Consider the following 20,510-nt stretch of genomic DNA (forward strand, 5'->3'; position numbering starts at 1 on the left):
AGACAGAATCGCTACGCTGTGTCCCCATGGCCGGAGACATCGTCCCTATTGAGCTCGGACTCACCGACGGAAACAGCTTCACCTTGTGGGCACCACGTTGGCGTGAGGGCGACGACGAATGGGAGGCCTTCCTCGGCCTCGACGAGGATCTCTATGTGCTGCCAGGTGTGGCCGAACTCGCGGCGTTCATCCGCAACGACGATGACAACGACTTGGCCGACCATCCCGCATGGTCGATCGTCGTAGGACTGCAGGCCGACGAGCTGGTCCCCGACGATCGGCACAGCTACGACCTCGTCGGCGTGCCGGAACTGGCGGCCGAGGATCCCACCCCCGAGGTCATCGCCGAACTCGAGGACGCGCTCGAGATCGTGCGCATCCTCGGCGAGGTGTGTGAGCTCACCACCATCACCAAGTTCTTCAACGGCAACCCGATCCTCGGCGCGGTGACCACCGGCACCCGCAACTTCGAGGGGCGTGAGGGCACCGACCTGTGGGTCCGGATCGGCCGGCTCATCGCCAAGCACTGGGATGACGTGCTCGACGCGATCGACGATGTCATCAAGACGCCCGAGGTCGACGCCGACGCCGTGGTCGCGGCCGAAGCCGAACTCGAAGCCGCAGCCTCTGCCGAGGATGAGGACGAGCCGGCCGACGACGACATCGAGATCGTCGACACCGACGCCGATTCCGACGAAGACGACGACGAATCGGACTCGGAAGACGACGAGGACGAGGACAGCGACACCGACGAAGAGGACGAGGAAGAAGAAGACGACGAGGACGACCTGGAAGACGACTTCTGGGCGTCTGTCGGCATCGACCCGATCCGCATCGTCACCAGCGCCAACGAGTACCTGACGCTGCGCTGCTACCTCGGTGACGAGCCGGTGTTCCTGGGCGCGAACGGCAAGATCTTCGTGTTCACTTCCGGACGGTCACTCTCGCGGTTCATCGCCAACCAGAACAACCACGACCTGGCCGACCTGTCGACGTTCGAGGACGTTCGTTCCGGCGCCACCGACGGCTCGTTGGAGTTCGACGTCATCGACGACAACGTCTACATCCTGCCCGGACTGTCCGAGGACATCGCCGACGGCCCGCGCCGCATGGACCGCAATCAGCTCGACCTCGCCGTCGAATTGTTCACCGACGCAGCGGATTACGCCGGCGACAACGCCGTCGGCGAGGCACTCGCCTCCACCACTCCGCTCGGCTGGTTTGTCGACTACGCCGTCAACCCCGACCCCAAGCGGATGGCTCCGAGCCCGCCGTTCGACAACGAGGCCGAAGCCTGGCGCGCACTCGAGCACGACTTCGAGGACCGCCTGGAGAAGAAGGGCTGATCGCCCGTCACGCTCCCGCCGGCTGAGCATCCACCACCGCCGGCTGCGGTGCTCGAGGCGCCAGCCGAGAGCACCTCAGGGAGGATGGGGTGTGGCACCTCAGAGCGGCGGACGGTCACCCGAGCAGCACGGCGTACCCCGGTTTGATCACGTCGTCGATGAATGCGAGCCGTTCGTCGAAGTGGATGAACGCCGACTTCATCGCGTTCACTGTGAACCGCTCGAAATCGGCCCAGCCGTAACCGAATTGGCGTGCGAGTTGGAGGAACTCGTTGCTCATGGTGGTGTCGCTCATCAGCCGGTTGTCGGTGTTGACCGTCACCCGGAAGCGCAGCCGCGCGAGGACGTTGAACGGATGCTCGGCGATGGAGGCCACGGCCCCGGTCTGCACGTTGGAACTCGGGCAGAGCTCGAGTGGAATTCGCTTGTCGCGCACGATGTTCGCGATGTCCCCCAGCCGAGCGCCGACGAACGACTCTGCTGCCGGGTCGGCGTCGGCGGGCAGCTCGATGTCGTCGATGACGCGCACACCGTGTCCGAGGCGGTCGGTGCCACAGAATCCGATCGCCTCATGGATGGACGGCAGCCCGAACGCCTCGCCGGCATGGATGGTGAACGGGGCGCTGTTGGCACGCATGTACTCGAACGCGTCGAGATGTCGGGTCGGTGGGTGTCCGGCCTCGGCGCCGGCGATGTCGAACCCGACCACACCGCGATCCCGATAACGCACGGCCAGTTCGGCGATCTCGCGAGATCGCGCGGCGTGACGCATCGCGGTGACCAGGCACCGAACCGCGATCGGCTTGCCGCGCTGAGCTGCGGTGGCCTCACCGTCGGCGAAACCGCGCAGCACTGCCTCCACCACCTCGTCCAGCGTCAGTCCCCGTTCGAGGTGCTGCTCGGGTGCATAGCGGATCTCGGCGTACACGACGCCGTCGTCGGCGAGGTCTTCCACGCATTCGCGCGCGACCCGCTCCAGGGCGTCGGCCGTCTGCATCACCCCGACGGTGTGCGCGAAGGTCTCCAGATACTTCTCCAGCGACCCGCTGTCGGCGGCCTCCCGGAACCAGCGCGCCAAATCGTCGACGTCGTCGGCGGGCAGGTCGTCGTATCCGGTCTGTTGGGCGAGGTCGAGCACCGTCGCCGGCCGCAGCCCGCCGTCGAGGTGGTCGTGGAGCAGAACCTTGGGGGCGAGTGTGATGTTGGCGAGATCCAGCGGCCTCATGAGCTCACCCTATCCAGCACCAGGGAGCGGGCGGGAGGTTCGCCACCCGCCGAGACCTCGACGGCGTCGACGAGCACCGCTCGCGCCCCGGCGAAACGCTCGGGTGTCTGGGTGTGCAGGGTGAACAGCGGTTCGCCCGCCCGCACCCGGTCGCCCGGTTTGGCGTGGATGGTCACGCCCGCCTCCGACTGCACCGACTCCCCCGGGCGGGATCGGCCGGCGCCAAGCCGCCACGCCGCATCACCGACGGCCCGCGCATCCATCACGGTGATGACGCCGTCGGCGGGTGCGACCACCACGTCGGAATGATCCGCGACCGGAAGGGCTGCATCAGGGTCGCCGCCCTGCGCGGCGATCATCGTCCGCCAGGTGTCCATCGCACGACCGTTGGCCAGGTGCTCGGCAGGATCGGCCGCGGTCAGGCCGACGGCGTCGAGCATCTCGCGTGCCAGGGCCAGCGTCAGCTCGACCACATCGTCGGGCCCGCCACCCGCCAGGACCTCCACGGACTCGGCGACCTCGACGGCGTTGCCGACGGTCAGCCCGAGCGGGGTGTTCATGTCGGTGAGCAGCGCGACCGTGCGCACCCCTGCGTCGCTGCCGAGTTCGACCATGGTCTCGGCGAGCAGCCGCGACTGGTCGATGTCCCGCAGAAATGCGCCCGACCCGAACTTGACGTCGAGCACGAGCGACTCGGTGCCCTCGGCGATCTTCTTGCTCATGATCGAACTCGCGAGCAGCGGAATGGTTTCCACGGTCCCGGTCACGTCGCGCAGCGCGTACAGCTTGCGATCGGCGGGTGCCAGGTCGGCACCCGCCGCGCACACCACCGCGCCCACGTCCTCGAGCTGGGCGATCATGTCGTCGGCCGACACATCCGCACGCCACCCCGGGATCGACTCCAGTTTGTCGAGGGTGCCGCCGGTGTGTCCGAGTCCACGACCCGACAGTTGCGGAACCGCGACCCCGAACGACGCGACGAGCGGTGTGAGCGGAAGCGTGATCTTGTCTCCGACGCCGCCGGTCGAGTGCTTGTCGACGGTGGCGAGCGGTCGGGCGTCGCGCCGCAATCCGGAGAGGTCCATCCGGCGGCCACTGTCGATCATCGCCCGGGTCCACGTGGCGATCTCCCGGCGCGTCATCCCCCGCAGGAAGATCGCCATCAACAATGACGACATCTGCTCGGGTGCCACCTCACCGCGGGTATACGCATCGACGACCCACGCGATCTGTGCGTCGGTCAGCTCCCGACCGTCCCGTTTGGACGCGATCACCGCCACCGCATGAATCACCTCGTCGACCTCGGTCACTGGGCCACCTCCAGATCGTCGGGACCGAATGCGTCCGGCAGCAGCGTGGCCAGCGCCTTCGGTCCGGAGCCATGGTCGATGAGGAGATCGGGTCCGCCATGCTCGTAGAGCACCTGACGGCACCGCCCACACGGCATCAGCACGGCCCCCCGCCGATCACAGACACTGACCGCCACCAGCCTCGATCCGCCGCCAGAGATCAGCTGCGCGACCAGCGCGACCTCGGCGCAGATGCCGAGCCCGTATGAGACATTTTCCACATTGCAACCCGCCACGATCCGACCGTCGTCGGTGATAGCAGCTGCGCCGACCGGAAACCCGGAATAGGGCGCGTAAGCCCGCGGGATCATGTCATTGGCTTTGTCTCGCAACGTATTCCAGTCAATTTCGATGCGCACAACAACCTCCTGACCTTTCAGATGAGTGCTGCGGGGTGTGATATTCGCTACCACGAGATCCTTGGTAAGGCAAACCTAAGTCGGAATCTCTTGTCGCCCAAATCGGTTCGGGCAATTTACCACCGGTCCCACCATGGGTTTAGAGTCTTTTGACATGGGTCCACGGTCGAGTCGGAGCATGCCGATTCGGCGCGTCCATCGACGATGTTGGAGGCCACTTTCCCGATGAGCACCCCCACCGAAGTCGCACCCGAGCCGGTGCGCAGGCGATCTCTGTATCGTGGCGACCCAGGCATGTGGTCCTGGGTCTTGCACCGCATCACCGGTGTGACCATCTTCTTCTTTCTCTTCGTACACGTTCTCGACACTGCGGTCATCCGCGTCGATCCGAACAAGTACTCCGAGGTCATCGAGACCTATAAGACGCCGATCATCGGCCTCATGGAGATCGGTCTCGTCGCCTGCGTGCTCTATCACGCGTTCAACGGTCTGCGCATCATCCTGATCGACTTCTGGTCCAAGGGTCCGAAGTACCAGCGCCAGATGCTGTGGGCGATCCTCGGCCTGTTCGTCATCGTGTTCGGTGCCGCGACCATCCGGTTGCTGCAGATCCTGATCACCCATTCGCTCTAGGAGACGCGCAGAAGATGACGACCTCCGAGACACACCTCGCCAAGACGCTGGGCACTCAGCACGACCGCCCGGCCAGCCTTGACAACCCGCGGTCACCGCGCAAGCCCAAGGGCGGCAACTTCGAGAAGAACGCATGGCTGTTCATGCGGTTCTCCGGCCTCGCCCTGATCATCCTGACCATCGGCCACATGTTCATCATGCTGGCGTGGGACGACGGCGTGCACCGCATCGATGCCAGCTTCGTGCTCGAGCGCTGGAGCCATCCGTTCTGGCAGATCTGGGACCTCACCATGTTGTGGCTCGCCCAGCTGCACGGCGGCAACGGCGTTCGCACCGTGATCGCCGACTACTCCCGCAAGGATTCGACCCGATTCTGGCTCAACGTGCTACTCGGGCTGTCGATGATCCTGATCCTCGTCCTCGGCACCTACGCGATTCTGACCATCGGGTCGGTCGAGTCCAACTAAGGAGACTTGAGAACACATGCAGGAACACCGCTACGACGTCGTCATCGTCGGTGCCGGCGGCGCAGGCATGCGAGCCGCCATCGAGGCAGCGCCTCGGGCCCGCACGGCCGTGCTGACCAAGCTCTACCCCACCCGTAGCCACACCGGCGCGGCTCAGGGCGGCATGTGTGCCGCGCTGGCCAACGTCGAGGAGGACAACTGGGAGTGGCACACCTTCGACACGGTCAAGGGCGGCGACTACATCGTCGATCAGGATGCCGCGGAGATCATGGCCAAGGAGGCCATCGACGCGGTGCTCGACCTCGAGAAGATGGGGTTGCCGTTCAACCGCACCCCCGAGGGCAAGATCGACCAGCGGCGTTTCGGCGGCCACACGCGCGACCACGGCAAGGCGCCCGTGCGTCGTGCTTGCTACGCGGCCGACCGCACCGGCCACATGATCCTGCAGACCCTCTATCAGAACTGCGTCAAGCACGACGTCGAGTTCTTCAACGAGTTCTACGCCCTCGACATCTGCCTGAGCGAGAACGCCGACGGCGAGATGGTCGCGACCGGCGTCGTCGCCTACGAACTCGCCACCGGTGAGATCCACGTGTTCCACGCCAAGTCGATCGTGTTCGCCACCGGCGGTTCGGGACGCATGTACAAGACGACGTCCAACGCGCACACGCTGACCGGCGACGGCATGGGCATCATCTTCCGCAAGGGACTCCCGTTGGAAGACATGGAGTTCCACCAGTTCCATCCGACCGGCCTGGCCGGGCTCGGCATCCTCATCTCGGAAGCGGTTCGCGGCGAGGGCGGCATCCTGCGCAACGCCGAGGGTGAGCGCTTCATGGAGCGCTACGCCCCCACCATCAAGGACCTCGCCCCCCGCGACATCGTGGCGCGGTCGATGGTGCTCGAGGTCCTCGAGGGTCGCGGCGCGGGCCCCAACAAGGACTACGTCTACATCGACGTCACCCACCTCGGTGAGGACGTGCTCAACGAGAAGCTGCCCGACATCACCGAGTTCTCCCGCACCTACCTCGGCGTCGACCCGGTCACCGAATACGTGCCGGTGTACCCGACCTGCCACTACGTGATGGGCGGCATCCCGACCAACATCGAAGGTCAGGTGCTGCGCAACAACGACGAGATCGTGCACGGGCTGTTCGCCGCCGGTGAGTGCGCCTGCGTGTCGGTGCACGGCGCCAACCGCCTGGGCACCAACTCGCTCCTCGACATCAACGTGTTCGGTCGACGCGCGGGTATCGCCGCGGCCGACTACGCCAACTCGGCCGATTTCGCCGAGCTGCCGGAGAACCCCACCGAGATGGTCGACGGGTGGATCGCCGACATGCTCTCCGAGCACGGCCACGAGCGGGTCGCCGACATCCGTACCGAGTTGCAGGCGTCGATGGACAACAACGCGTCGGTGTTCCGCACCGAGGAGACCCTCAAGCAGGCGCTGTCCGACATCCACATGTTCAAGGAGCGCTACGCCCACGTCCGTGTGCACGACAAGGGCAAGCGCTTCAACTCCGACCTTCTCGAGGCCATCGAACTCGGCTTCCTCCTCGAGATGGCCGAGGTCACCGTCGCAGGCGCACTCAATCGCAAGGAGTCCCGTGGCGGCCACGCCCGCGAGGACTACCCCAACCGCGACGACGTGAACTACATGCGACACACGATGGCGTACAAGAAGGGCACCGACCTGCTCTCCGACATCGAGCTGGACTACAAGCCCGTGGTCCAGACCCGATACGAGCCGATGGAGCGTAAGTACTGATGACGGCGATCATGGACAACCCGGCTCCCAACACCGAGGAGCCGCCACTGCCACCGGTGCCCGACGAGGCGACCATGGTGACCCTGAAGATCTTCCGGTTCAACCCGGAGGATCCCGACGCGCAGGGCTTCGAGAGCTTCCGAGTACCGGCGCTGCCCACCGACCGTCTGCTCAACCTGCTGCTCTACGTGAAGGGCTACCTCGACGGCACCCTCACCTTCCGTCGCAGCTGCGCCCACGGCGTGTGCGGTTCGGACGCGATGCGCATCAACGGCGTCAACCGCCTGGCGTGCAAGCTCCTCATGAAGGACCTGCTCCCCAAGGACAAGAGCAAAGAGATCACCATCACCATCGAGCCCATCAAGGGTCTGCCGGTGGAGAAGGATCTCGTGGTCAACATGGAACCGTTCTTCGACGCGTACCGCGCGATCAAGCCGTTCCTCATCACCAGCGGGAACGAGCCGACCCGCGAGCGCATCCAGTCGGCCACCGACCGCGCCCGGTTCGACGACACCACCAAGTGCATCCTGTGTGCGTGCTGCACCACGAGCTGCCCGGTGTTCTGGAACGACGGCAGCTACTTCGGTCCGGCGGCCATCGTGAACGCGCACCGCTTCATCTTCGACAGCCGCGACGAAGGGGCCGTCGAGCGACTCGACATCCTCAACGACATGGACGGTGTGTGGCGGTGCCGCACCACTTTCAACTGCACCGACGCCTGCCCGCGTGGTATCCAGGTCACGCAGGCGATCCAGGAGGTCAAGCGCGCACTCATGTTCTCGCGCTGACGATTACGCATCTTCTCTGCAGCCCAGACGCACCCGCCCCGGTTCACGAGGCGGGTGCGTCTGTTTCTGCGGCCGCCTGATACCTCAGCAACACGACCCCGCCTGCCGACGACACGTCTTCCAGGCCGAAGCGTTGCAGTTCGTCGGCGTCGTCGGCGAACATGCGGGCGCCCGAGCCCAGCACGAGCGGGTGGACCATGAGCAGCATCTCCTCGACGAGTCCGCGCGGCAACAGGGAGCGGATGAGTTGACCGCTGCCCATGATGACGAGGTTGCCACCCGGGCGCTCGCGCATCTCCGCGATCTGAGCGGGTACGTCGCCGGTGACGAGAATCGAATTGGGCCAGGCCAATTCGACGTCGGGGCGCGACGACGCAACATACTTGGTCGTGTTGTTGAGCCCCTCTTTGAACGGTCCGCCGACCGCATTCCAGTGCCCCAGCATGTCCTCGTAGCTGCGCATGCCGAACAGCCACGAGAAGTCCGCGCCCATCACCGGCCCCATCGCGGCACCGATCGCCGGGCCCGCCGCCGGGTCGTTGGCCGCCGACGCCCATCCGCCGTGGCGGAAACCACCTCTCGTGTCCTCGTCGGCGCGGCCCGGCGCCTGGATGACCCCGTCCATGCTGACGTGGTTGACAACGACTACGCGCATGCGATCTCCCTTCGTCGCACTGACAGACCGCGGCCGCGCACAAAACTCATCGCTGGTGGTGGGAACCGACTTCGGGTCCGCTGCGTCCAAGTTGATGTCCCGATTCTTTGCGACCCGAGGAGATCCGATGTCACGTTGCCGCACCCTCGTCCCGATCCTGTTCACCTGCCTCGCGATCCTGATGCCCGCCTGGGCACCGCAGGCCGCCGCGGCTCCGGGCGCCACTGGTCCTGCCCCCGGCGCCACCGGGCAGGGCGACCGCATCACCGTCGTTCTGACCTCCGACCGCGAATACAACAGCGCGGCAACCTGGTTCGACACCAACAACCGGATGCAGGCACAGACCGACGTGCCACTGCCCCGCCACGACGCCGCGAGCCATCTGTGGACCGGGGTCATGGTCTATACCCGCACGATGCGGGATCAGCGCACCAACGTCATGTTCCAGTCGATGGGCAACTACGCCGGATGCGAGATCTGGGTGAACGAGCACCGGGTCGTCGAGCAGCAGGCGCACGGCAAGTACGCGACCGTCTACTGCGACGATGCCCGGCGGCCCCGCGCACACGCTGCACCAGGATCGAAGGGACGCTAGCGTCAGGAGCTGTGTTCTCCGAACGCCTTCGTGTCCTGGAATTGCGGCATGCGGAAACCGAGCCGCCCGGAGCGTATTCGCCGGCCCTCGACGACCTCGCAGATGTGACCACCGTCCGCGTCTGGCGGGAGCCGCTGCCGGGCGACCTCGGTGACGTCGACGCCATCGTCGTCATGGGTGGGGCAATGGGTGTCGGCGACGCCGGTAGTCTGCCCTGGCTGGCGAAAGAAATCGATTTCCTGCGCGAGGCACACGAGCGTGGCGTTCCGATCTGGGGAGTCTGCCTCGGCGCCCAGCTGCTGGCGGCGGCACTCGGCGCACGAGTCACGCGCGCCGAGACCCCGGAGCTCGGGGTGCACCGCGTGGTCCTGACCGAGGAAGGGCGCCGAGACCCGGTCTGGTCGGCGACGCCGGGACACGAGTTCTCAACCGTGCAATGGCATTTCGACACGTTCGCATTGCCACCGGGCGCCGTGCTGCTCGGCTCGTCACACGAATGTCCTCACCAGATCTACCGCCTTGGCGCCAGTTACGGAGTGCAGTTCCACATCGAGGCCGGCGAGTCGTCGGTCCGGGAGTGGCTCTCGGGCCCCGACTCGTACGCCGCTGTCGCGGCGGCGATCGGTGACGATGCGACGGCGGCCTTCGCCGACGCGGCAGGCGAGGCCGAGGCCCGGGCAGGCGCACTCGCCGATGCGGTCATGCGTCGGTGGCTGACCGGGATTCGCCGACGGGGGTGACACAGCGGCGGCCGCGGATCGGCCCGGAGCGTCGAAACGCTCACACTGTGTCGGTTCGACGCAGCCAATCCGGACATTGTTGGAGACTTGACGACTGATTTCGTCGTCAGACTGCACAACTGCGACGGAAACCTTAGTCTGTTCCCACCAATGCGCAGAGCACACGCGCATCAGACGTGGGAGCAAGTCATGAGCGAGGCGGTACAGGCCGAGATACAAGGCGGCGACAAGGGCTTGCGTGCCGGTTCCATCGGGCTTCTCGGCAACGTCATCATCGGTCTTTCGGCGGTGGCGCCGGCGTACAGCCTCGCGGCGACGCTGGGGTACGTCGTGGAAAACGTACACACCAAGGCCCCGGCAATGTTCGTGGTCGCCTTCATCCCAATGCTGTTGGTGGCCTTCGCCTACCGCGAGCTCTCACGTGACACCCCGGATTGCGGGACCACTTTCACCTGGGGCACCAAGGCATTCGGACCATGGATCGGCTGGATCGGCGGCTGGGGTCTCGCGGTGTCGGCGATCATCGTGCTCGCGAACGTGGCCGAGGTCGCCGCGGTGTACCTGCTGAAGTTCCTGACGCTCGACTCCCTCGCCGAAAACCTGTGGATCAAGGTGCTCCTGGGCTCCGCTTTCATCGCACTGATGACGTGGGTCAGCATTCGCGGGATCGTGATCAGCGAGCGCATCCAGGCCGTCCTCATGTTCATCCAGTTCGCGGTCCTGATCACCGCCAGCGTGATCGCGTTGACCAAGGTCGGGCTGGGCAAGGCCGGCGAGCAGGCAATCACCCCGGAGTTGAGCTGGCTGTCGCCGACCGGACTCACGTCGTCGGAGATCGCCGCGGCTGTCATCCTCTGCATCTTCATCTACTGGGGATGGGATGCCTGCCTCGCGATCAGCGAGGAGACCAAGAACCCCGCCAAGACCCCGGGGCGGGCCGCGGTCATCACCTGCCTGATCCTGGTCGCCACCTACGTTCTGGTGGCCTACGCCGTGGAGTCGTTCGCCGGATTCGGTGACACCGGGATCGGATTGAACAACCCTGAGAACACCGACGACGTGCTGACCATTCTCGGCGACCCGGTCGCGGGCGGTTTCATGGCCGCGGCCCTGTTGTTGACCGTGAGCGTTTCGGCGCTGTCGTCGACGCAGTCGACAATCCTGCCCACTGCGCGAGGCAGTCTGTCGATGGCCGTGTACAAGGCGCTGCCGGACCGCTTCGCCGTCATCCATCCCCGCTACATGACACCCGCGTTCGGCACCGCGGTCATGGGCGGCTCGGCCCTCGCCTTCTATCTCGTCCTGTCGTTGCTCAGCAGCAACACCTTGGCCGACTCGATCGCCTCACTCGGGCTCGCGGTCGCCTTCTACTACGGCATCACCGCGTACGCCTGCGTGTGGTACTTCCGCCGCACACTGTTCCAATCCGCCCGCAACTTCTTCTTCCGCGGCCTGTTCCCCCTCCTCGGCGGGTTGGCGATGACGTGGGCGTTCGTCAAATCGGCGATCGACATGTTCGCTGTCGACTACGGGTCGACGTCGGTGGGTGGTGTGGGTGGCGTCTTCATCTTGGGCGTGGGCATGTTGGTGCTGGGAATCCCGTTGATGCTCGCCTGCTTCGCCCACAACAGCGACTTCTTCCGCGGCAAGACCCTGACCGCCACCACCGAAGTGAAGGTGCCCGATGTCTACTGAGTCCCAAGCCAACGACACCGCGCCCAATCCGTTACGCCTGACCGTCGGATACCTGGCGACTCCATCGGGCAACGACGGTGTCGCGCTCGCGTGCGCGCTGGCCAGCGCCACCGGTGCGGCCATCGACCTCGTCTGCGTCGTCAAGCCTATGGTCTTCGACGGCAGCCCCGGGCTCGATCAATATCAGGAACGTCTGGAAAACCAAGCCGCACAATGGCTCAGCGAAGGCGCAGCCCGCATCCCGGACGGCGTGGAAACCCGGACCGTCGTGGTGGTCAACGAGTCGTTCGCCGCCGGACTCATCGGTCTCGCCGAGCAGGCCGGTGCCGCAATGATCGTCGTCGGTGGCACCAACGACGGCGTGTTGCGCCGCCACAGCCTCGGGACCGTCAGCACCGAGTTGCTGCATTCCTCGCCGCTCCCGGTCGCGCTCGCCCCGCGCAGTTACGCCGATCGTGAGAACGTCAGCCTCGACATGATCACTGTCGCCGTGCCCGTGAAGCAATCGGCCGCCAACCCGTTGCCGTTCGCACTCGAACTGGCCGAACTCGGACGCCTCGACCTCCGGTTGCTCTCCCTCGTCTCCCTGGATTCACCCTTCGACGACGACTCAGCCCGTGCCGCGCGCGCCCACCAGGTCTCGGTGGCGAAAGAGCTGCTGGAAGCGACCAAGGCATCGGTGGACACCGATCTCGACGTCGACGTGGTCGTCGCCGACGGCTCGACGCTCGACGAAGCCCTGGACAATCTGACGTGGGACCAGAACGACCTGGTGGCCGTGGGCTCAGGGCATCTCGGCGCAGACAAGCGTGTCTTCCTGGGGAGCACCGCCGCTCGCATCCTGCGCTGGACCACCGCACCGGTCATCGTCACCCCAAAGGATTGAACCCCCAAAGGATTGAACGCCTGCTGAGGAGTCATCGACCACCCGCCGACGTCGTCGGCGATCGTGGCGGCGGGAAGGTGGGTCGGGGCCAGTGGCCAGGATCGGGCCCCTGACGGTGGTCCTCCGGGTATGTCCCGGAAGCGGACGCTGACGGGCCCGATCTCAGTCACCGCTTGTCGGCCGTCGCGTTCCGCCGGTGGCGACACCAGGAACACGCGCCCACAAAAAGTCGGGGAAGAAACTTCGTCCCCGACCATTGGTGTCCTCCCCCAGAACTTTCTAGCGGACGACTACGAACCCCGGGGAAGAAGTTCTTCCCCGTCTACTTTCAGTGAGCCCGACGCTGACACATTTTCCCAGTTCAGAGCATTGGTCACCTAACTCTTCGGATCAGCGACCGACCCGCCGACGTCGTCGGCGATCGTGGAAGCGGGAAGAGCCGGAGGCGTCCGAAGCGGTCCATCTCAGGTGCCACCGAGGGCATATTGCCCTCGGAGACACGTCACGGCGACCGCTTCAGACGCCACCTGCTGCGGCGAGCCGGTGAGACCACAGGAACACGCCGCTAACCCCGTTGGATGTCTGTACGCCTCAGCCCGGCCACGCGCACTGCGCATTTGACTGGGCTCCCAGGTACAGTTTTCCGCAGTTCAGGACGCCGAAGGCAGTACTCTTCGGATCAGCTGTCGAAGCCGAGTCCGACCTTGTCCATCGCCGTCAGCCACAGTCCCCGGGCGCCCGCGCGCCGCTCGCTGCGCGCGAGCTGATGTCGGGTGACCGTGATGCCCAGCCAGCGCAGCGGCTCGGGTGGGAACGGAATCGGCTTGGAGCGCACCATCTTCAGCCGGGTACGTTCGGTGTCGAGACCGTCCACCAAGTCGAGCGCGGAGGCCGCCGCGAAGTGCGAGGCACCGACACCGAGCCCGGTGAATCCCACTGCGGTGACAACCCGACCGCCGTAAGACCGATCCCAGAACGCGCAGAACCGGGAACTGGTGTCGATGACGCCGCCCCAGGTGTGCGTGGCCTTGACGCCTGCGAGTTGCGGGAAGAACTGGAGTAGGTGCTCGGCGAGCAGCGCGAACTCTCCGGCGTCGTACTCGTGGCGCCTCGACCGACCAGATCCGAAGTGATACAGGGCATCCCAACCGCCGAACAAGATGCGGTCGTCTGCGGTGAGCCGAAAGTAGTGAAAGCGCGGCCCACTGTCGGCCAGACCCTCGCGTCCGGCCCAGCCGAGCGAGGCCCGCTGATCGGCGCTCAGCGGTTCGGTCATCAGTGCGTAGTCCCACACCGGCACCGTGTACAGGCGCAGACGACGGACGAGTGACGGACTCGCGGAGGTGGCCAGCACCACTTTGTCGGCCGCGACGGAGCCGAAGGCAGTGTCGGCCCGCATCCGACCAGCGTCGTCGGCGAGTGCGGTGACCTCGGTGCCCTCGAAGATCTGCACGCCGAGGCGTTCGGCGGCCCGGGCCAGACCCCAGGCGAGCTTCGCCGGATCGAGCATGATCACCTCGGGGTCGAAGGCTGCGCCGCGGACCATCGGCGAATGGACCCGCTCGCGCGCGTCAGACTCGTCGAGCAGAGACAGTTGCTGACCCAGAAGTGTTGCCTGGTCGGCCATCTCGGCGAGGCCCTCGATCTGCCAGTCGAAGTTCGCGATGTCGAGTTCGCCGGTCCGCTCGGCGTCGGCGTCGATGCCGAGTCTGTCCAGAGCCGCTTCGATCTCGTCGAGTGTCGCACTGCCGAGTTGGCTCAGGCGGGTCATCTCGTCGGGAAAGCGGGTGAGCCCGTTGCCGATCCCGTGGGTGAGGCTTGCCGAGCAGAATCCGCCGTTGCGGCCGGATGCGTGTTCGGCGATCCGGTCGCGCTCCACCAGCACGACGCGGCGTCCGGGATCACGTTCGGCCGCGGTGACCGCGGTCCACAAACCGGTGAATCCACCTCCGACCACCAGCAGATCCGCATCCGCCATGCCGGTCAGACGGGGGCGTGCAGCGGGGCGATCGGGGCGATCGAGCCAAAACGGGGCCGAGGACGCCTGCGCGACCATCTCGATCGCTTCGGGTCCGGCAGTGGCGGCCCAGGTCATCAGCTGGTCCTCGTGGGGTCTGCGAAAACCGTCCTGTGCCAGTTCTTTTCGGCTTTGCCGGTGATATCGCTCATGACGTGCTTGATGGCGAGGTACTCATCGAGTGAGTAGGTCGACATGTCTTTGCCGAAGCCGGAGGCCCCCACGCCGCCGTGCGGCATCTCGCTGATGATGGGAATGTGGTCGTTGATCCACACGCAGCCCGCATGGATCTCTCGAGACGCTCGCCCGGCCCGGTAGACGTCCCTGGTCCACGCCGAGGCCGCGAGCCCGTACACCGTGTCGTTGGCCCGGCGGATGGCATCGTCGTCGTCGGTGAACGACGAAACGGTCAACACCGGACCGAAGACCTCGTCTCGATAGATCTCCGAATGCTCGTCGACATCGGCGACGAGGGTGGGTGGGTAAAACGCCCCGGGTCCGGCGGGTACCTCGCCGCCGACGACGATCCGTGCCCCCGCAGCGCGGGCACGATCGACCATCCCGGCGACCTTGTCCCGATGCGCCCGGGAGACCAGTGAGCCGAGATCGGTTGCAGCCGAGCGCGGATCGCCCATCACCACCGACGACATCACGTCGGCGACCCCTGCCACGAAGTCGTCGTAGAGTTCGGGCGCGACAATCGCTCGGGTGGCGGCCGTGCAATCCTGTCCGGCATTGATCAGCGACCCGGCCACCGCGCCCTGCACGGCAGCGTCGAGGTCGGCATCGTCGAAGACCACGAACGGCGCCTTGCCGCCGAGTTCGAGTTGGACACGGGTACCGTTGGCCGCCGCCTGCGACATGACCGCTCGGCCCACCCCGGTCGACCCCGTGAAGGTGACCATGTCCACGCCCCGATGTCCCGCGAGTTCCGCGCCCACCTCGATGCCGGTGCCGACGACGACGTTGAACACGCCGTCGGGCAGGCCCGACTCAGTGGCCAGCCGGGCCAGGGTGAGCGTGGTGAGGGGCGTCAACTCGGCAGGCTTGAGGACCACCGCACAACCGGCGGCGAGCGCGGGCAAGACCTTCCAGACAGCCATCTGCAGCGGATAGTTCCACGGCGTGATGGACCCGACCACGCCCATCGGTTCACGCCGGATCGACGACGTGTGGTCTGGCGAGTACTCCGCGGTGGCCTTCCCCTCGAGATTGCGCGCCGCCCCGGCGAAGAAGCGGGCGTTGTCCACACTGCCGGGCACGTCGAACTCGCGGGCAAGCCGAACTGCCTTGCCGGTCTGCGCCACTTCCTCCTGCGCAAGATCCTCCGCCGCGGCGTCGATCGCATCGGCGAAGGCGGCGAGAACACTCGACCGCTCCGCCGGTGTCGTTGTCCCCCATGACTTCTGCGCGAGCCTCGCGGCGGCGACTGCGGCGTCGACCTCGGCGATCGTGGCATGCCGTAGTTCCGCGACCGGCGTGTCGGTGGCAGGATCGACAACGACGTGGCGTTCACCCGATCCCTCGACCGACTCACCCGCAATCCAGCACGCCTTCGTCCTCAGCACGTGCGCGATTCTACCCGGCTCTCTGCGTATTCGACACGTTAGGGCAAGATTTTCGGATGAAATCGTCGGTGAAAGTTGCGCCAAACCACGAAATCCGTCACGGTAGAGCTGTGGCCGAGACAACCAACACGCCCTTGGACGACACTGCCAAGCGCATCATCGAGTTGCTGCAGGCCGACGGGCGCAGCTCGTATGCCTCCATCGGCAAGGAGATCGGGCTGTCCGAGGCTGCCGTCCGCAATCGGGTCCAGAAACTCAGCGACTCCGGATTGCTGCAGATCGTGGCCGTCACCGACCCGCTGAAGCTCGGCTTCGCTCGTCAGGCCCTCATCGGAATCCGGTGCGCGGGCGACACTCAGGCCGTCGCGACGGCACTGGCCGAACACGCGGAGATCGACTACGTCGTCCTCACGGCCGGTTCGTTCGACATCTTGATCGAGGTGGTCTGCGAAGACGACGACCACCTGCTGACCATCCTGAACCAGAAGGTCCGCGCCCACCCCGGGGTCACCAGCACCGAGACCCTCGTCTACCTGAAACTCGTCAAACAGCAATACAATTGGGGAACCCGATGACCGCAGCAACACATCAGTCACTCGGTGAGCGCAGCGCCGCCCACCTGTGGGGCCACTTCGCCCGGCACGGCGAAGGAATCGCACCGCCGGTGATCACGCGCGGCGAGGGCGTCCGGATCTTCGACGATCGCGGCCGCAGCTACCTCGACGGACTGGCCGGCCTGTTCGTCGTACAGGCCGGACACGGCCGCGAGGAACTTGCGCAGGCTGCCGCCGCTCAGGCTCGGGAACTGGCATTCTTCCCGCTCTGGTCGTACGCGACCCCACCCGCCATCGAGCTCGCCGAACGCCTCGCCGCGTATGCGCCCGGCGACCTCAACCGGGTGTTCTTCACCACCGGCGGCGGCGAAGCCGTGGAATCGGCCTGGAAGCTGGCCAAACAGTACTTCAAGCTGAGCGGCAAACCCCTCAAGCACAAGGTGATCTCGCGCGCGGTCGCCTATCACGGCACCCCGCAGGGCGCACTGGCCATCACCGGCGTGCCCGCGCTCAAGCAGATGTTCGAGCCCCTGACCCCGGGTGGTTTCCGGGTTCCCAACACCAACATCTACCGCGCCCCCACCGACGAACTCGCCGCCGACCCGAAGAAGTTCGGTCGCTGGGCGGCCGATCGCATCGCCGAGGCGATCGAGTTCGAGGGACCCGACACCGTCGCCGCGGTGTTCCTGGAACCGGTGCAGAACGCCGGTGGCTGTTTCCCGCCACCGCCGGGCTACTTCGAACGGGTTCGCGAGATCTGCGACGAGTACGACGTGTTGCTGGTCTCCGACGAGGTGATCTGCGCGTTCGGACGGATCGGATCGATGTTTGCGTGCGACGACTTCGGTTACGTACCCGACATCATCACCTGCGCGAAAGGCATGACCTCGGGGTACTCACCGATCGGCGCGATGATCGCGAGTGATCGACTGTTCGAGCCGTTCAACGACGGGTCGACGACCTTCCCCCACGGATACACCTTCGGTGGCCATCCGGTGTCCGCCGCGGTCGCGCTCGCCAACCTCGACATCTTCGAACGCGAGGGGCTCAACGATCATGTGAAGACGCAGGCACCCGCATTCCGTGCGACGCTCGAGAAGCTGCACGACCTGCCGATCGTCGGCGATGTGCGTGGCGAGGGCTTCTTCCACGCCATCGAACTCGTCAAGGACAAGACCACCAGGGAGAGCTTCAACGCAGCCGAATCCGAGCGCATCCTGCGTGGTTTCCTGTCCAGCGCGCTGTTCGACGCGGGCCTCTACTGTCGGGCCGATGACCGCGGCGACCCGGTGGTTCAGCTCGCGCCACCGCTGATCGCCGGACAGGCAGAGTTCGACGAGATGGAACAGATCCTGCGGTCGGTTCTCACCGAGGCATACACGCTGCTCTGACTCCTCGCGTCGCTGTGACCTCCGGCATCATCGCTGGTAACGTCCTCGGCGATGAAGTCGGGGTGGACGCATCGCGCGAAGCGAATTGTTGCGGTGACCGGGCTGGTCGCCGCCATCGCCGTGCCGGGAGTTCTCCCGGGCTCGGCCCATGCCGCACCGCCCACGCCGGTAACCGACCACTGCCCACACAAGGTGAAGACGCCACCTGCGGTCGACGCTTCGGAGGTCGTACAGCCCGGCGCCACCACCCCGCCGCCGCTGCCCGTACCCAAGCCCGCTGTCGGAGGCGAACGGCTCGCCGGATGCGGGCTGGTCGCCGACCCGGCCGCGGGGCCCGTCCCGCCCGGGCTGACGTCGGCCGGATGGCTCGTCGCCGACCTCGAATCCGGTCACGTCATCGCCGCCAAAGACCCGCACGGCCGCTACCGTCCGGCGTCGACCATCAAGGTGCTGCTCGCACTCGTCGCCCTGCGTGACCTCGACCTCGACGCCGTGGTCGAGCCGACGGTCGAGGACTGGAGTACCGAGGGCGATTCGTGCGGGATGGGCCCCGGCGGTCACTACACCACGCGCGACCTGCTCACCGGACTGCTCATGGTGTCCGGGAACGATTGCGCAAACGCACTGGCCCGATCACTCGGTGGACGTGAGCAGGCGCTGACGAAGATGAACGAGTTGGCCGCGTCACTGGGCGCACACGACACACGGGCGGCGAGCCCGTCGGGCCTCGATGCTGCCGGCATGTCGACCTCCCCCTACGATTTGGCCCTGCTGTATCGGCAAGCCATGCGGAACAACACCTTTCGCGAGATGATCGCCAAGCCGACCTACCGGTTCCCCGGATACCCACCTCGGCCCGACATCCCCGGCGACAAGCCCCACCCCGCCTACGACATGTACACCACCAATCACCTTCTCCTCGAAGGTTATCCAGGCGCGCTGGGCGGCAAGACCGGCTACACCGACGATGCGTTGAAGACCTTTGTCGGGGCGGTGCAACGCAACGGGCGCACACTGGTCATCGTGCAGATGTACGGCCTGTCGGTGGGCGGCAGCATGTACTGGGATCAGGCGAAGTCCTTGCTCGACTATGGTTTTCGCGCAGCGCCCACCGTGTCGGTGGGCTCGCTCGTCGAGGCGACACCTGCCCCGGCCGCGTCGACCCCGGCCGCCCGACCCGAGGTGACGCAGCGCGCCGGTCCGTCGTCGGACAGCACGGGTTCGACCTCCGTGCAAGTCCTCATCGGACTCGTCGCCGCGCTCGCGGCGGTTGTCCTGCTCCTACTCGGTCTCCGATTCTTCGGGTCGAAGCGCTGACGCACGTGCTCAGTCACGTCGCATGATCCACCCGAGCACCGCACTCGCCGCCGCTCCCGCGCCGACCGCAGCCGCGATCACGCCGGGCTTCGGGACCGGATTGACCTGTGTGGTCGGGGAAATCACCACCGGCGGCAGGGTCTCTTCTTCCTCGTCGACCTGGAACTCGCTGTTGATCGGGTCGGTCGCGCACCACGCCGAGGCGTACAGAACGATCCGCGAGGCGAGGTAGGCGAAGACCATGACGCCGAGGATCGGGCCGAACGCGACACCGGCGGGGCTACTCAGGACCGATTTGAGGTAGAGGCCGCCAAGGGATTTCACGATCTCGAAGGCGATGGCGGTGACCAGACCTGCTTTCATCGCGTTGACAAAGGGCAACGGCACCAACGGAAGTCGTGCGAGGATGAAGGTGAACAGCAGCCACGACGCGAACACCGACACCAGGATCGAGACCCCCCGCACCACGGTGGGTGCCCACGACGCGTCGTCGAGCCCCACCCACGACAACACCTTCGTCGTCAGCCCACTGTTGCCGAGCGTGGTCAGTGCCATGGTCGCGGCGAACGCGAGTCCGAGCAGAACGAAGGTGAGCAGGTCCCACACCTTGGACATCACTGCGTTGCGTTCGACACGGCCTCCGTACATCTCCGTGAACGCCACGCGCACACCGGAAATCCATCCGATGCCGGTGAACGCGGCGCCGATCAGGCCGACGATGCCGACGGTAGCCCGGGAGTCGATGGCCGAGTTGATGACGTCGTTCACCTGGTCGCCGGCCTTGCCCGGAACGGCATCGACCACCGCGTCCTGAAGTCGCTCGAGCAACTCGGGCTGGTTGACCAGTACAACGGCGGCGAGAGCGAACACCACCATCGTGATCGGGACGAGGGCGAGGATGCCGTTGAAACTGATCGCGGCGGCGTAGACGTTGCCGCGTCGATCGTTGTACCGCTCGACGGTCGCGACGAGATGCTCGATCCACGGCCACCGCTTCCGAGCCGCCGCAAAGGCGGCTTTGGCTTTGTCGACCAGCGATGGCTCGGACTTCTCAGCCGGTTGCGACTTCTCGGCGTGTTGGGCCTTCGCTGGGGACTCGATCGATGACGTCATCGGTGCCGCCTTCCGGGTCGGTGCTGCACTGTCCCGCTATC

Annotated in this window: 19 protein-coding genes; 12 read left to right on the plus strand and 7 right to left on the minus strand. The window is 66.0% G+C overall.

Annotated elements, in window-relative coordinates; translation table 11 throughout:
- The first annotated feature begins 26 nt into the window (after window positions 1-26).
- The gene (locus ABZW74_RS04945; RefSeq protein WP_240858721.1) at window positions 27-1,346 is read left to right on the plus strand and encodes a primosomal protein; all 1,320 of its coding nucleotides are present in this window, start codon (window positions 27-29) and stop codon (window positions 1,344-1,346) included.
- 115 nt (window positions 1,347-1,461) lie between these two features.
- On the opposite strand, the gene ABZW74_RS04950 is transcribed toward ABZW74_RS04945, so the two are convergent.
- From ABZW74_RS04950 to ABZW74_RS04960, 3 genes are read right to left on the minus strand one after another with little or no spacing between them, the layout of a single operon-like run.
- The gene (locus ABZW74_RS04950) at window positions 1,462-2,571 is read right to left on the minus strand and encodes an adenosine deaminase (RefSeq protein WP_240858719.1); all 1,110 of its coding nucleotides are present in this window, start codon (window positions 2,569-2,571) and stop codon (window positions 1,462-1,464) included.
- A complete protein-coding gene (locus ABZW74_RS04955) occupies window positions 2,568-3,881 on the minus strand; it encodes a thymidine phosphorylase (RefSeq protein ID WP_355274492.1) in 1,314 nt (437 codons plus the stop codon). The genes ABZW74_RS04950 and ABZW74_RS04955 overlap by 4 nt, the downstream gene beginning before the upstream one ends.
- Window positions 3,878-4,279, minus strand: a complete 402-nt coding sequence (locus ABZW74_RS04960; RefSeq protein ID WP_355274495.1) for a cytidine deaminase — start codon at window positions 4,277-4,279, stop codon at window positions 3,878-3,880. Before ABZW74_RS04960 ends, ABZW74_RS04955 begins: the two co-directional genes overlap by 4 nt.
- A gap of 225 nt (window positions 4,280-4,504) precedes the next feature.
- On the opposite strand from ABZW74_RS04960, the gene sdhC reads away from it, so the two are divergent.
- From sdhC to ABZW74_RS04980, 4 genes are read left to right on the plus strand one after another with little or no spacing between them, the layout of a single operon-like run.
- Window positions 4,505-4,912: a succinate dehydrogenase, cytochrome b556 subunit gene (sdhC, locus tag ABZW74_RS04965; protein ID WP_240858709.1), complete on the plus strand. Its 408-nt coding sequence runs from the start codon at window positions 4,505-4,507 to the stop codon at window positions 4,910-4,912.
- 14 nt (window positions 4,913-4,926) lie between these two features.
- Complete coding sequence (locus tag ABZW74_RS04970) at window positions 4,927-5,379, plus strand: succinate dehydrogenase hydrophobic membrane anchor subunit (RefSeq protein WP_240858704.1); 453 nt, start codon at window positions 4,927-4,929, stop codon at window positions 5,377-5,379.
- A gap of 16 nt (window positions 5,380-5,395) precedes the next feature.
- Window positions 5,396-7,150 (plus strand): succinate dehydrogenase flavoprotein subunit, encoded by a 1,755-nt coding sequence (gene sdhA / locus ABZW74_RS04975; protein WP_355274504.1) that lies wholly within the window; start codon window positions 5,396-5,398, stop codon window positions 7,148-7,150.
- Window positions 7,150-7,938: a succinate dehydrogenase iron-sulfur subunit gene (locus ABZW74_RS04980; RefSeq protein WP_240858695.1), complete on the plus strand. Its 789-nt coding sequence runs from the start codon at window positions 7,150-7,152 to the stop codon at window positions 7,936-7,938. Before sdhA ends, ABZW74_RS04980 begins: the two co-directional genes overlap by 1 nt.
- Before the next feature lie 43 nt (window positions 7,939-7,981).
- On the opposite strand, the gene ABZW74_RS04985 is transcribed toward ABZW74_RS04980, so the two are convergent.
- On the minus strand, window positions 7,982-8,593 hold the full coding sequence (locus ABZW74_RS04985; RefSeq protein WP_355274508.1) for a dihydrofolate reductase family protein: 612 nt from the start codon (window positions 8,591-8,593) through the stop codon (window positions 7,982-7,984).
- A 127-nt stretch (window positions 8,594-8,720) separates the two neighbouring features.
- Between ABZW74_RS04985 and ABZW74_RS04990 the strand changes: the two genes are divergently transcribed.
- From ABZW74_RS04990 to ABZW74_RS05005, 4 genes are all read left to right on the plus strand, one after another.
- Complete coding sequence (locus ABZW74_RS04990; RefSeq protein WP_240858691.1) at window positions 8,721-9,188, plus strand: hypothetical protein; 468 nt, start codon at window positions 8,721-8,723, stop codon at window positions 9,186-9,188.
- 11 nt (window positions 9,189-9,199) lie between these two features.
- A complete protein-coding gene (locus ABZW74_RS04995) occupies window positions 9,200-9,928 on the plus strand; it encodes a type 1 glutamine amidotransferase (RefSeq protein ID WP_355274511.1) in 729 nt (242 codons plus the stop codon).
- 189 nt (window positions 9,929-10,117) lie between these two features.
- Window positions 10,118-11,623 carry an APC family permease gene (locus ABZW74_RS05000; protein ID WP_355274514.1) on the plus strand — a complete coding sequence of 502 codons (1,506 nt, stop codon included), beginning with the start codon at window positions 10,118-10,120 and terminating at the stop codon, window positions 11,621-11,623.
- The gene (locus ABZW74_RS05005) at window positions 11,613-12,509 is read left to right on the plus strand and encodes a universal stress protein (RefSeq protein WP_240858685.1); all 897 of its coding nucleotides are present in this window, start codon (window positions 11,613-11,615) and stop codon (window positions 12,507-12,509) included. Before ABZW74_RS05000 ends, ABZW74_RS05005 begins: the two co-directional genes overlap by 11 nt.
- Window positions 12,510-13,188: 679 nt before the next feature.
- Here ABZW74_RS05005 and ABZW74_RS05010 read toward each other — a convergent pair.
- Window positions 13,189-14,604, minus strand: a complete 1,416-nt coding sequence (locus tag ABZW74_RS05010) for an FAD-dependent oxidoreductase (protein WP_355274517.1) — start codon at window positions 14,602-14,604, stop codon at window positions 13,189-13,191.
- The gene (locus ABZW74_RS05015) at window positions 14,604-16,103 is read right to left on the minus strand and encodes an aminobutyraldehyde dehydrogenase (RefSeq protein WP_355274562.1); all 1,500 of its coding nucleotides are present in this window, start codon (window positions 16,101-16,103) and stop codon (window positions 14,604-14,606) included. Before ABZW74_RS05015 ends, ABZW74_RS05010 begins: the two co-directional genes overlap by 1 nt.
- 101 nt (window positions 16,104-16,204) lie before the next feature.
- Here ABZW74_RS05015 and ABZW74_RS05020 point away from each other — a divergent pair, with 101 nt between their 5' ends.
- From ABZW74_RS05020 to ABZW74_RS05030, 3 genes are read left to right on the plus strand one after another with little or no spacing between them, the layout of a single operon-like run.
- Complete coding sequence (locus tag ABZW74_RS05020) at window positions 16,205-16,669, plus strand: Lrp/AsnC family transcriptional regulator (protein WP_240856701.1); 465 nt, start codon at window positions 16,205-16,207, stop codon at window positions 16,667-16,669.
- On the plus strand, window positions 16,666-18,039 hold the full coding sequence (locus tag ABZW74_RS05025; protein ID WP_355274520.1) for an aspartate aminotransferase family protein: 1,374 nt from the start codon (window positions 16,666-16,668) through the stop codon (window positions 18,037-18,039). The genes ABZW74_RS05020 and ABZW74_RS05025 overlap by 4 nt, the downstream gene beginning before the upstream one ends.
- Window positions 18,040-18,090: 51 nt before the next feature.
- A complete protein-coding gene (locus ABZW74_RS05030; RefSeq protein WP_355274524.1) occupies window positions 18,091-19,356 on the plus strand; it encodes a D-alanyl-D-alanine carboxypeptidase family protein in 1,266 nt (421 codons plus the stop codon).
- Window positions 19,357-19,365: 9 nt separating this feature from the next.
- Here the strand turns inward: ABZW74_RS05030 and ABZW74_RS05035 are convergent, their stop codons facing one another.
- Window positions 19,366-20,469 carry a YhjD/YihY/BrkB family envelope integrity protein gene (locus tag ABZW74_RS05035; protein ID WP_355274527.1) on the minus strand — a complete coding sequence of 368 codons (1,104 nt, stop codon included), beginning with the start codon at window positions 20,467-20,469 and terminating at the stop codon, window positions 19,366-19,368.
- Window positions 20,470-20,510 lie beyond the last annotated feature (41 nt).

The organism is Gordonia sp. NPDC003585, assembly GCF_040610755.1.
In the GTDB taxonomy this organism is placed as follows: domain Bacteria; phylum Actinomycetota; class Actinomycetes; order Mycobacteriales; family Mycobacteriaceae; genus Gordonia.